The organism is Pandoraea sp. B-6 (genome assembly GCF_000282835.1).
In the GTDB taxonomy this organism is placed as follows: domain Bacteria; phylum Pseudomonadota; class Gammaproteobacteria; order Burkholderiales; family Burkholderiaceae; genus Pandoraea; species Pandoraea cepalis.
This window is the reverse complement of sequence record NZ_KB290570.1, coordinates 10,225-21,591: the sequence shown is the minus strand read 5'-3', so window position 1 is coordinate 21,591 and position 11,367 is coordinate 10,225. Positions and strand designations below refer to the sequence as shown.

The following is an 11,367-nucleotide window of genomic DNA, read 5'->3' as shown; positions in this document are numbered from 1 at the left end:
CGCGACGCGGCCGCCCGACGGCGTGCGGCCTGAGCGGTCTGCGCGGCGGCGCGTCGCACGATGCGGCGGCGCTTGAAGAAGTACTCGCCGGCGGCCCACGCCACGAGCTTGACCAGCAGCGAGAGGCACAGATAGAGGGCGGCCACGACGATATAGGTTTCGAGCGAGCGGAACGTGTCCGACTGCACGGTATTCGCCACGGCCGTCAGTTCCTCGGCGGAAATCTGCGACGCCATGGCCGAGGCCTGCATCATCAAAATGAACTGGGTGGTGAGCGCCGGATAGACCTTTTCGATGGACGGTTGCAGCATGACGTGCCACGCGATGCGCCATTTCGGCAGCCCCAGGCACTCGGCGGCCTCGATCTGACCGCGCGGCACCGATTCGAGCCCCGCGCGAATGATCTCCGCCGCGTACGCGCCGATGTTGATCACCATCGCAATGACCGACGCGGCGAACGTCGGCATGTGCACGCCTACGCTGGCCAGGCCGAAATACAGTAGAAAGATCTGGACGAGGAACGGTGTGTTGCGCACCGCTTCGATATAAATGCCGCACAGGCGGGAGAGCCAGCGGTGGCGGCTGCGCTTGGCAAAGGCCACGAGCGTACCGACGACGGTGCCGAGGACAACCGACATCACCGTCATCTTCAGCGTGAGCCACGCGCCATCCAGGAATACTGGCCAGTAGGGGAGCAGTGGGGCGAAATTCAACGAGAAATGCATGGCAAGCGCCTGTCTCCGGTGACGTTCGGGGCCGACGCGCCAGGCAGTCCATTGCGGTCACGGCACCCGCAATCACTGTGGTGGGTCTTTCTTGTACGTCGTCATATAAGTGATGCGATTTTGCGCATCGCGATACGGCGTTGTCAATAGCGGAGGATTGGGGGGATACCCTTGGCTTTCGCCTTGTCGGGGAAAGGGTTAAAGGGGATTCTGGCCGGTGGGGCAAGCAACCGCACGCCGCGTGAGGCGGCCTCAACGGCGGGTTGATGAGGACGGATTTTGTCTGCGTGTCATCGTATCTCTTGACGTCGGGGGGGGCGTCGGACGGTTGGGCAGTCGGGAAGCGCCGAGCGCGGCGGCGCGGTTCCTGGTTCTATAATCGCGCTTTGCCATTCCAACCGTGACATTCAAGGCGAAATCCGATGACGCTGTCCGCGACCGCCCTCGACGAACTCGACCGTAACCTGCTCGCCCTGCTGCGGGTCAATGCGCGCGAGAGCACGGCCAATCTGGCGCGCCGTCTCGGCGTGGCGCGCACGACCGTGGTGGCCCGCCTGGCGAGGCTAGAGCAGGCGGGCGTGATCGCCGGCTATACGGTACGACTCGGGCAGGACGCCGCCGGAGGCGGGTTGCAGGCCTGTGTCGGCATCAGCGTGCAACCGCGCTCCGGGCGCGACGTGTTGCGGCGCCTGAACAAGATGCCCGAGATTCACCTGCTGTGCACCGTCAGCGGCGAGTTCGATTACGTGGCATGGCTGCACGCGGCGTCGGCAGACCAGCTCGACGCGCTGCTCGACACCATCGGCGAGATCGACGGCGTCACCCGGACGACAACGTCGGTCGTGCTCGCCCGCAAGATCGACCGGGGGGGCGTGTTGCCCTGAGCATCGCCCAGTAATTTTTCGTAAACGTCGGCCAAGAATCGCGCCGCGCGCCCGCTGGCGCTCGCGCTGTGCTCGAATTTCCCGTTCATCCCCGTGTTGCCTTGACTTCGTGGTTTGTCTGACGAATGTGTTAGTGCTAAAATTACTGAGAATTGTTTGCATTAACTTCTTTGTCAATCTGGAGTGTGTATGCGCGTGAAATCCCTCGTGGCTGCGGCGCTGTTCGTCGGTGCAGCCACCCTGGCGAATGCCGCCGAATTTCCCATTGGTAAGCCGCTGAATGTGGCGGGCATGGAGATCAACACGGTGTATCTCCAACCGATCTCGATGGAACCGGCCGGCATGATGCGCGACGCCGCCAAGTCGGACATCCACCTCGAAGCGGATATTCATGCGATTGCCAAGAACCCGAACGGTTACGCCGAAGGCGACTGGATTCCCGGGCTGGAAATCACGTACAAGCTGCAAAAGATGAAGAGCGACGGCAAGACCCCCGAGGGCGCATCCATCGAAGGGTTGATGATGCCGATGGTCGCGAGCGATGGTCCGCACTACGGCGATAACGTCAAGCTGGCCGGTGTCGGCAAGTACAAGCTGACGATGGTCGTCAACGCACCGGGCACGCTGCAGGCGTTCGGCTGCAAGATGGGCGGCATGCCCGCCGCCGACGCCCACGCGGCGCACGGGGGCATGGGCCCGTGGTGCTTTGGCCGTCACGTCGACAAGGAAACCGGCGTGGGTCCGTGGTTCAAGCCGGTGACCAAGGAAGTGGATTTCACTTTCTCGGGAATTGGCAAGAAGGGCGGGTACTAAGTCGCCCGCATGAATTTGACTCGGCGTTGGCCTGCGGGCCGGCGCTGTTTTCGTTTGGAGCGGAAGAATGAATCAGCGCATCGCGCGCCTGCTGGCCACGATGACAGCCGTGGTGGCGACTTTGTTCGTGCTGGCGGGGCCGTCGCTCGCGCGCGCGGACGACTTGCCAACCTTCAGGCTGGAAATGAACAACGGCAAGCTCAACCCGGCGCGCATCGAGGTGCCGGCCGGCAAGCGCATCAAGATTGAAGTGCACAACACCGGCACGAACGCTGTCGAGTTCGAGAGTCTGCAACTTCGCAAGGAAAAGGTGTTGGCACCGGGTGCGCAGTCGTTCGTGGTGATCGCGCCGCTGCAGCCGGGCGAGTACAAGTTTTTCGACGATTTTCACCAGCAGGCACAAGGCGTGATCGTTGCCAAGTAAGCGGGCGGAAGTCGTTCTGGATAGTCGGTAAGACACGCATCACGAGAGGAATCAAACGATGGGTCAGGTCATGTTCATCGTCTGGCGCGAAAGCGTCGAGGCATTGCTGGTTGTCGGCATTCTCCATGCCTGGCTGGCCAACCCGGAGCACGGTGCCAAGCGCGGCCTGCCTTATCTGTGGGGCGGTGTGGCGCTCGGGATTGCGGCGGCCGTGGCGCTGGGCGCCGCTCTCGTTGGTTTTACCGAGGTGCTCTCGGGCGACGCGCAGGACTACTTCCAGACGGCCATGGTGCTGGTCGCCTGCGTGCTGATCGTGCAGATGGTCTTTTGGATGAAGCGCCACGGGCGAACGCTCAAACGCGACATGGAATCGTCGCTGCGCAAGAACCAGGATCAGGGCACCTGGTGGGGCGTGCTCGTGCTGGTGGCGCTGGCCATTGCCCGCGAAGGCAGCGAGACGACCATCTTCCTGTACGGCATCGGCTTCGGCCAGCAAGGCAGCGTGCCGCCATCGATGTGGCTCGCGGTGCTGATCGGTTTCGCCCTGGCACTCGCCACGTTCTGGCTGCTGCAACTGGGCGGAAAGATCTTCTCGTGGCGCCTGTTCTTTCGCGTGACCGAAATCATGCTGCTGTTCCTCGCCGCCGGGCTGCTGGAGTCCGGGCTCGATCGCCTGATCTCGCTCGAGCTGGTGCCGACGCTGGTCGATCAACTGTGGGATACCTCCGCACTGCTCGACGACACCAGCCCGTTCGGCAGTCTCGTCGCCACGTTGACCGGCTATCGCGCGCATCCGTCCGGCATGAATCTATTGGTGTACGGCATCTATTGGCTGTTCGTCTGGGCCTTGCTCAAGCGGGCTGATGGCCCGCTCAAGCAGGCCAGGCCCGCTTGAGCGGGCCGCAGGCATCGGGGGCGCAAATCTCGCCGGTGCACGACAACGGTCTGTTCGGACCGGTCGGTGCCAGCGTCACAAGCGCTCCGGCATTGGCAAGGTCCGCCAGCCTGACAAGGTTGTTTCCCCGACGTACGAGTTGAGCATGAGCATCGCCATACCTGTCCCGAACCGACTGGCCCGCGCAGGGCTTTGGATGCAACGCCATGGCAAGCTGATTCGTGGCGTGCAGTGGGGCATCGTGCTCGTGTACGCGTTCCTCATCGGGGTGCCGGTCATGTTGCCGCTGCCCGACGAGACGGCGCACATCCTCAATAACCTCACCGTCTTCGCGCAGTTCACTTTCTGGGGCATCTGGTGGCCGTTCGTGCTCATCAGCATGGTCTTGATGGGCCGCGTATGGTGCGGGGTGCTGTGCCCGGAAGGCACGCTCTCGGAATTCGCGAGCCGTCACGGACGCGGTCGCGCCATTCCACGCTGGATGCGCTGGGGCGGCTGGCCGTTCGTGGCCTTTGCGGGTACCACGCTCTACGGCCAGATGGTCAGCGTCTACCAATATCCGAAGGCCGTGTTGCTGGTACTCGGCGGTTCCACCATCGGCGCGATGGTGATCGGCTATTTCTACGGCCGCGACAAACGCGTGTGGTGCAAGTACCTGTGCCCGGTCAACGGCGTGTTCTCGCTGCTCGCGCGTCTGGCACCGTTCCACTTCAAGGTCAACGAAGAAGCGTGGCGTCGCTCGTATCACACCAACGGCCACAAGATCATCCCGGTCAATTGCGCGCCGCTCGTGCCGCTGCGCAACATGAAGGGCGGCGCGCAATGCCATATGTGCGGGCGCTGCGCCGGGCATCGCGACGCCATCGCGCTCACGGGCCGCTCGCCGAGCGACGAGATCGTGAAGTTCGGCGCGACGGAGAACAACAGTGTGTGGGACAGCGTGCTCGTCATGTATGGCCTGCTTGGCGTGGCCATCGGCGCCTTCCACTGGACGGTGAATCCGTGGTTCGTGGCGACCAAGACGATGCTCGCCACATGGCTCATCGACCGCGACATCATGTGGCCGTTCGCGACGAACGCGCCGTGGTTCGTCTTTACCAACTACCCCGCACAGAGCGACGTCTTCTCATGGCTCGACGGCGGCATGGTCGTCACGTACATCCTCGGCAACGGTCTGCTGCTGGGCTTGGCGTTCACGACGATCTTCGCGCTGGCGAACCGGGCGATGGGGCCGTGGCAGACCTCGCGATTCAATCACCTGGTGCAGTCGTTGATTCCGATTGCCGGGGCCGGGGTGTTCATCGGTCTGTCGGCCACGACGATCAGCCTGCTGCGCGCCGAGCATCTGCCGGTGTACTGGGCGAACGATGTGCGCGCTGCGATCCTCGCCGCGACCACGTTGTGGAGCCTGTGGCTTGGCTGGCGCGTGACCGGGCGGCATGCGCGCTCGCTGGGGCGGCGTCTGGCCGGGATGGCGGGTGTCGTGGTGGCGCTGGCGCTGGTCAACTGGCTCTGGCTGTTGATGTTCTGGATCTGGTGACGTTCGGGGCGCGTCGATTGTCGCGCCTCAGGCCGGTGGCCTACAATGGCGCCACCGGTCTTTCTGTGTAACGCTCATGTTGCTCGCTCAACGTCTCCCGCTGTATTTCCGCCTCGTTCGTCTCGATAAGCCGATCGGCACCGTGCTGCTGCTGTGGCCAACGCTTGCGGCGCTGTGGATCGCTTCGAATGGGCATCCCGACCTCTGGCTGCTCGCGATCTTTACGCTCGGCACGTTCCTGATGCGCTCGGCGGGTTGCGCCATCAACGATTACGCCGACCGCGACTTCGACAGGTACGTCAAACGCACGAAGGAGCGGCCGATCACGTCGGGACGCATTCGTGCCTGGGAAGCGGTGGCCGTGGCGGCCACGCTCGCGCTGGCGAGCTTTTTGCTGATCCTGCCGCTCAACGCGCTGACCAAGTGGCTCTCGATCCCGGCCCTGTTCGTGGCGGGCACCTATCCGTTCACCAAGCGCTTTCTGGCGATTCCGCAGGCGTATCTCGGCGTGGCCTTCGGTTTCGGCATTCCGATGGCCTTCGCCGCAGTGCAGGATCAGGTACCGGTCATCGCATGGGTGCTGCTGCTCTCGAATGTATTCTGGTCGGTCGCCTACGACACCGAATACGCAATGGTCGATCGCGACGACGACCTGAAGATTGGCATCAAGACCTCGGCGATCACGTTCGGACGCTTCGACGTATTGGCGATCATGCTCTGCTATGCAGGGGCGCTCGGCATTCAGGCGGGGGTGGGCGTGTATCTCGGCTTCGGCTGGCCGTTCTGGCTCGGCATGGCGGTGGCGGTGAGCTTCGCGATCTATCACTACTTCCTGATTCGCGCACGCGAGCGCATGCCTTGTTTTGCCGCCTTCCGTCACAACAACTGGCTCGGTGCCGCCGTGTTCGCAGGCATCGCGGGCCACTACTTGTTGGCCGCGCGGGCATAGGTTGGCGTGTCGATGGGAAGGTCGGCGCGAACGACGACCGGTGAAATGAAAAACGGACCGCATGCGGTCCGTTTTTCGTTCCGGCAGACCGGCGAATCCGTCGGCCGTTCCGCTCAGGCGTCGCCCAACTCGTCGCCAAGTTCCTTGGCGCGGGTATTGGCCGCATGCACGCCGCGCACGATTGCCGCCTTGATGGCGTCGCGCTCGAACGAGCTGAGGGCAGCAAACGTCGTGCCGCCCTTGGACGTCACACGCTCGCGCAGCACGCTCGCGGGTTCGCTCGACTGCGCCGCCAGTTGCGACGCGCCGGTAAACGTGGCGATGGCCAACTGACGTGCCTGCTCGGGCGAAAAGCCCAGCTCGTTCGCGGCTTGCTCCAGCGCTTCGATGAAATAGAACACGTATGCCGGACCGCTGCCCGAGATGGCCGTCACGGCGTCGAGCTGGCTTTCCTTCTCCACCCAGACGATCTGGCCGGCCGCACCGAGCACGGTCTCGGCGCGCTTGCGCTGGTCCGAATCCACCCCCGACAAGGCTGCCAGACCCGTGATGCCCATGCCGATCAAGGCGGGTGTGTTCGGCATGCAACGCACGATCTGATTGTGGCCGCCGAGCCAACGCGCGAGATCGGACGCCCGAATGCCCGCCGCGATGCTGATCACCAATTGACCGATCAGGTGCGGCTGGAGCGCTTGTGCGACGTCCTTGAGCACTTGCGGTTTGACGGCCAGCACGATCGTGTCGTAATCGCGCAGGCGATCGTTGGGTGCGCTGGCCGTGTCGACACCGTACTGCTTGACGAGACCGTCGCGCGTCGATTCGTTGACGTCGATCGCGAGAATGTCGCGCGGGGCCGTGCCGCGCTTGACGAGTCCGCCGATCAAGGCATTGGCCATGTTGCCGCCGCCGATGAATGCAATTCTCATAACCATCCTTTGCGTTGCGTGAGTCGTTACCGTCGTTACCTTTTGCCGCGGCGAGTCGTCAACGTGCGCTCACCGCCAGGGCACGCCGCGATCAGGCGCGTGAGCCATAATCGCGTGCGCCGAAAATCGCGGTGCCGATACGCACCATTGTCGCACCCTCGGCAATCGCCGCCTCGAGATCGCCCGACATGCCCATCGACAGCGTGTCGAGCGGCAGACCGTCGGCGCGCAAGGCGTCGAACACATCGCGCACGGCCTTGAACGGCGCGCGTTGGCGGGCCGGATCGGCTTCGGGCTCGGGAATCGCCATCAGGCCGCGCAATCGCAAATTCGGCAGCGCCGCGATGGCGCGTGCCACGGCGGGCACGTCGGCAGGCGCTACGCCGCTCTTGCTCGCTTCGCCGCTGATGTTGACCTGCAGGCACACCTGCAAGGGCGGGAGGTCTGCCGGTCGCTGCGCACTCAGGCGCTCGGCGATCTTCAGGCGGTCGACCGAATGCACCCAGTCGAAGTGTTCGGCCACCGGCCGCGTCTTGTTGCTTTGCAGTGGGCCGATGAAATGCCATTCGAGCGGTTCGCCATTGACCGTCTCGCCGGACAACGCGGCGATCTTGTCGAGCGCCTCCTGCACATAGTTCTCGCCGAATGCCCGCTGGCCAGCCGCGAGCGCGTCGCGCACGGCATCGGCGCCAAAGGTCTTCGAGACGGCGAGCAAGCGCACGCTGTCCGCTGGCCGGCCGGCGGCGGTGGTGGCGTGGGCAATGCGGGAGAGCACGTCGTCGAGATTCGCGGCGATGGTCGACATGAGGCAGGGCGGAGCGTCAGTGAGGGGGTGTCTGTGGCGCGGGGGCGCGTTGCAACGGCGTTGCGGATCAACGATTATAGCCGTGCCCGCACGCGAGGTGCTACCCGGGAAAAACGAGGTGCTACCCGCGCCGGGGTTCCGGACGGGAAGGCACAACGCACGCGGCACGGCGCCGGCGCGCGGCTTGTGGCAGACTGCGCGGTGCCAACCATCACTCGGAGCCAGAGATGAGCGCGAATTCGCAGACAGTTTACGATTTTTCCGTCCAGACGCTCGCGGGCGAGACCGTCAGTCTGTCGCATTATCGCGGCAAGGTGCTGCTCATCGTCAACACGGCGAGCGAGTGCGGGTTCACGCCGCAGTACGCCGGCCTGCAAGCGCTATACGAACAGCTTGGCCCGCGCGGGTTCGAAGTCCTCGCGTTCCCGTGCAATCAGTTCGGCAAGCAGGAGCCGGGCGACGCGCAAGCCATTCGCAGCTTCTGCGATCTGCGTTTTCACGTCACGTTCCCGATGTTCGCCAAGGTCGACGTCAAAGGGCCCGACGCCGCGCCGCTCTACGCCTACCTCACGCGGGAGAAGCCCGGCGTGCTGGGCACGAAGGCAATCAAATGGAATTTCACGAAGTTCCTCGTGGATGCGACGGGGCAGGTCGTGGCGCGCTATGCTCCGACGGCGAAGCCCGAGGACATTCGCGCCGATATCGAGAAACGGCTCCCCGCTTGAGCGGCGCCGTGGCCTGACCGGGTCGCCCCGGACAGGCTATCGCGCGGATCGGTTCAGCGCCCGAAGCGCTCGAGAATCCGCTGCCATTGACGCACGATGGCCCCCCGCGACTCGGCAAGGCGACGTGTCGGGCTCGCCCCCTCGCGCAGTGCCAGCTGCGCGCCGACGTCGCTGCTCAGCGCCAGCCAGCCGGACGTCTCCACCACGTACACCTGCCCGGCACTCAGCGCGATGGCCTCTCGCCAGACACCCCCCGACAGCCAGCGTGGCGCGAGGCTGACCGCCACCTGACCTAGCTGGACATGGAATACCGTGCCACGGCTTGCATACGCATGAAACGCTTGCCCACGCGCCAGCGCGAGAGGGAACGCTCGTGTGCCGGACGTGGCGCCGTCCATGCCGGCCGGATGGGAGGGCACACGAGAAAGGGCAACGCGTTCTCCTGGTGAGGTGGCATCGCCGTGACTTCGCGCAAGACGGGCGTCAGGGCGCAGGGGAGACAGCGAAGGCAGTGCAGACGGCGGGGGGAAGGGGGGCTTGGCCATGTGGGACTCCGGGGCGTTGAACGGGTAAGGACAGCCTATCGACCGCCGCGCCGCCCCGGTAGGCACACAGTTACCCGGTTTCGCCCGCAACAGAAGGGCCCCCGGCAATCTGTTACGATCCAGAATCGCTGAATCTGTATCTGTTATGGTCACGTGCGATGCACGATCATCTGCGCATGGATGCCGCCACTCTCCCTCCCCCTCTCGCTGCCGCGGACGACACATCGCTGACCTCGGACGTTCCGAGGCCCCCACCCGTGGCCGTCCCGCGGGAGCGCGTGCCCCTCTACCGCCGACTCGCGGGTCACTATCGACATGCCATCGACGCGGGTACGCTCGCGCCGGGCGACCGCATGCCGAGTGTTCGCACGTTGATGGAGCGGCATCAGGTCAGCTTGTCGACGGCGCTGCAGATGTGCCGTCATCTGGAGGCGCAGGGCCTGCTCGAGGCGCGTCCCCGCTCGGGCTACTTCGTGCGCGCACGTGCGCGGGCGAGTCTCGTACCCGTGGCCGAGCCGCGGCCGTGGATGCCCGATCTGCTGCAATATGTGGGCATCAACCAGCGTGTGTCGTCGATCCTCGCGCGAGGGCTTCAGGCGGACGTCAAAATCAATCTCGCCGTGGCCCACGGTTCGCCGTCGCTCTATCCGGTCAACGCGTTGCGCCAGGCCACGATTCGGGCGTTGCGCGATCACCCGATGCTCTATGGCACCCCGCCGCCAGGCGGTGGCGAAGCCCGTTTTCGCGCGGCGATTGCGCGGCGAGCCCTGGAAGCGCGCATGCACGTCAATCCCGAGGAGATCGTCGTCACGCATGGCTGTATCGAAGCGATCAATCTCGCGCTGCGTGCGGTGGCTGGCGCGGGCGACGTGGTTGCCGTCGAGTCGCCCACGTATTACGCGCTGTTGCAGACGCTGGAGAGTATGGGCATGCGCGCACTCGAAATTCCCACGAGTCCGCAGACCGGCATCTCACTCGAAGCGCTCGAACTGGCAAGCGAGACCTACGACAACATCAAGGCGATCATCGTCGTGCCGCATTTCCAGAATCCGCTCGGGTCGGTGATGCCCGATTCGCACAAGGCACGGCTTGTGAAGTGGGCGGCGTCGCGCGGGATTGCGATCATCGAAGACGACACCTATTCGGCGCTGGGCGACGACGGTAACGTGCCGGCCGCCGTTCGTTCCTGGGATACGACCGGCAATGTGATTCATTGCGCATCGCTGCACAAGACGCTGGCGCCGGGCATGCGGTTGGGCTGGATCGCGGGCGGCAAGTGGCAGGGGCGCGTGGAGATGTTGAAGTACGCGCAGACGCGTCCCAACGAAGCGCTCGCCCAGATCGCGATGGGCGAGTTTATCGACTCGCCGCGCTATGACCGCCATCTGCGGCATTTGCGCGCCCAGTTGCGCGAGCATCGTGCGGCGATGGCCGAAGCGATCGCGACCTACTTCCCTGCGGGCACGCGACTGACGTTGCCCGCGGGCGGATTGAGTCTGTGGGTCGAGATGCCGGGCGGTGTCAGCTCGGAGTTACTGTTCGACGCTGCACTCGCCAAGGGGATTCGCGTAGCGCCGGGTAGCCTGTTTTCCAACTCGGCACGCTACGACCACTTTCTGCGCATCAACGGCGGGCAGCCGTTCACGCGTGAGGTCGACGCGGCGGTGCGCACGCTCGCGTCCGAGATCGCGCGATTGCTCGACACGAAGCGTTGAGCGCACCGAGCGAGATTGCCGGACTTGGCGCCCCCGCGGGGGCATCCTGCTCAGAACTCCGGATACATCCGTCCCGGATTGAAGATACCGGCGGGGTCGAACACCGACTTTAGATTGCGGTGAATGCGCATGACCGGTGCGGGCAGCGGCGTGAAGACGCTCACGCCAGGTTCGCCGTAGCGGAAGAGCTTGGCGTCCCCGCCGTCCTGCCGTGCCGCCGAGCGCACGATTTGCGCGTCGGCGTCGGTGATCCACCAGCGCTGTGCGCCGCCCCACTCGATGAGTTGCTTGCCCGGCAGCCGGTGCGGCTCGGCCGTCGAAGGCACCGCCAGGCGCCACAGCGCCTGCCCGGGTCCCGCGTCGGCGAAGAAGTTGTCGGTCTGCTCGCGGATGGCGTGCCAGAACTTGGCCGCATGAATGG

Annotated in this window: 12 protein-coding genes and 1 pseudogene; 8 read left to right on the top strand and 5 right to left on the bottom strand. The window is 64.7% G+C overall.

What is annotated here, in order from left to right:
• Positions 1-725, bottom strand: a 725-nt coding sequence (locus A985_RS0123600) for an amino acid ABC transporter permease (RefSeq protein ID WP_017235838.1), incomplete at its 3' end; no start/stop codon positions are given.
• Positions 726-1,147: 422 nt separating this feature from the next.
• Between A985_RS0123600 and A985_RS0123595 the strand changes: the two genes are divergently transcribed.
• From A985_RS0123595 to ubiA, 6 genes are all read left to right on the top strand, one after another.
• Positions 1,148-1,609 (top strand): Lrp/AsnC family transcriptional regulator, encoded by a 462-nt coding sequence (locus tag A985_RS0123595; protein ID WP_017235837.1) that lies wholly within the window; start codon positions 1,148-1,150, stop codon positions 1,607-1,609.
• Positions 1,610-1,798: 189 nt separating this feature from the next.
• Complete coding sequence (locus tag A985_RS0123590; RefSeq protein WP_017235836.1) at positions 1,799-2,422, top strand: iron transporter; 624 nt, start codon at positions 1,799-1,801, stop codon at positions 2,420-2,422.
• A 100-nt stretch (positions 2,423-2,522) separates the two neighbouring features.
• The gene (locus tag A985_RS0123585) at positions 2,523-2,846 is read left to right on the top strand and encodes a cupredoxin domain-containing protein (protein ID WP_051060359.1); all 324 of its coding nucleotides are present in this window, start codon (positions 2,523-2,525) and stop codon (positions 2,844-2,846) included.
• A gap of 58 nt (positions 2,847-2,904) precedes the next feature.
• Entirely contained in the window at positions 2,905-3,741 is an 837-nt protein-coding gene (locus A985_RS0123580; protein WP_017235834.1) for an FTR1 family protein, read from the top strand.
• A gap of 196 nt (positions 3,742-3,937) precedes the next feature.
• Entirely contained in the window at positions 3,938-5,281 is a 1,344-nt protein-coding gene (locus tag A985_RS0123575) for a 4Fe-4S binding protein (RefSeq protein ID WP_026132337.1), read from the top strand.
• A 76-nt stretch (positions 5,282-5,357) separates the two neighbouring features.
• Complete coding sequence (ubiA, locus tag A985_RS0123570) at positions 5,358-6,230, top strand: 4-hydroxybenzoate octaprenyltransferase (protein ID WP_017235832.1); 873 nt, start codon at positions 5,358-5,360, stop codon at positions 6,228-6,230.
• Positions 6,231-6,343: 113 nt separating this feature from the next.
• Here ubiA and proC read toward each other — a convergent pair whose 3' ends face one another.
• Both proC and A985_RS0123560 read right to left on the bottom strand, forming a co-directional pair.
• Positions 6,344-7,156: a pyrroline-5-carboxylate reductase gene (gene proC, locus A985_RS0123565; RefSeq protein ID WP_017235831.1), complete on the bottom strand. Its 813-nt coding sequence runs from the start codon at positions 7,154-7,156 to the stop codon at positions 6,344-6,346.
• 91 nt (positions 7,157-7,247) lie between these two features.
• Positions 7,248-7,961, bottom strand: coding sequence for a YggS family pyridoxal phosphate-dependent enzyme (locus A985_RS0123560; RefSeq protein ID WP_017235830.1), 714 nt, complete (start codon positions 7,959-7,961; stop codon positions 7,248-7,250).
• Positions 7,962-8,188: 227 nt separating this feature from the next.
• Between A985_RS0123560 and A985_RS0123555 the strand changes: the two genes are divergently transcribed.
• Complete coding sequence (locus A985_RS0123555; RefSeq protein ID WP_017235829.1) at positions 8,189-8,686, top strand: glutathione peroxidase; 498 nt, start codon at positions 8,189-8,191, stop codon at positions 8,684-8,686.
• A 53-nt stretch (positions 8,687-8,739) separates the two neighbouring features.
• Here A985_RS0123555 and A985_RS26840 read toward each other — a convergent pair whose 3' ends face one another.
• Entirely contained in the window at positions 8,740-9,231 is a 492-nt protein-coding gene (locus A985_RS26840; protein ID WP_157211565.1) for a hypothetical protein, read from the bottom strand.
• Between the two features lie 176 nt (positions 9,232-9,407).
• Between A985_RS26840 and A985_RS0123545 the strand changes: the two genes are divergently transcribed.
• Positions 9,408-10,946 (top strand): PLP-dependent aminotransferase family protein, encoded by a 1,539-nt coding sequence (locus A985_RS0123545; RefSeq protein ID WP_083902423.1) that lies wholly within the window; start codon positions 9,408-9,410, stop codon positions 10,944-10,946.
• 50 nt (positions 10,947-10,996) lie between these two features.
• Here the strand turns inward: A985_RS0123545 and glcE are convergent.
• Positions 10,997-11,367: pseudogene (glcE, locus tag A985_RS28805) on the bottom strand (glycolate oxidase subunit GlcE); the annotation flags it as partial.

Coding starts and splice junctions, on each gene's coding strand:
- A985_RS0123595 (WP_017235837.1), top strand. CDS start 1,148: ATGACGCTGTCCGCGACCGCCCTCGACGAACTCGACCGTAACCTGCTC.
- A985_RS0123590 (WP_017235836.1), top strand. CDS start 1,799: ATGCGCGTGAAATCCCTCGTGGCTGCGGCGCTGTTCGTCGGTGCAGCC.
- A985_RS0123585 (WP_051060359.1), top strand. CDS start 2,523: ATGACAGCCGTGGTGGCGACTTTGTTCGTGCTGGCGGGGCCGTCGCTC.
- A985_RS0123580 (WP_017235834.1), top strand. CDS start 2,905: ATGGGTCAGGTCATGTTCATCGTCTGGCGCGAAAGCGTCGAGGCATTG.
- A985_RS0123575 (WP_026132337.1), top strand. CDS start 3,938: ATGCAACGCCATGGCAAGCTGATTCGTGGCGTGCAGTGGGGCATCGTG.
- ubiA (WP_017235832.1), top strand. CDS start 5,358: ATGTTGCTCGCTCAACGTCTCCCGCTGTATTTCCGCCTCGTTCGTCTC.
- proC (WP_017235831.1), bottom strand. CDS start 7,156: ATGAGAATTGCATTCATCGGCGGCGGCAACATGGCCAATGCCTTGATC.
- A985_RS0123560 (WP_017235830.1), bottom strand. CDS start 7,961: ATGTCGACCATCGCCGCGAATCTCGACGACGTGCTCTCCCGCATTGCC.
- A985_RS0123555 (WP_017235829.1), top strand. CDS start 8,189: ATGAGCGCGAATTCGCAGACAGTTTACGATTTTTCCGTCCAGACGCTC.
- A985_RS26840 (WP_157211565.1), bottom strand. CDS start 9,231: ATGGCCAAGCCCCCCTTCCCCCCGCCGTCTGCACTGCCTTCGCTGTCT.
- A985_RS0123545 (WP_083902423.1), top strand. CDS start 9,408: ATGGATGCCGCCACTCTCCCTCCCCCTCTCGCTGCCGCGGACGACACA.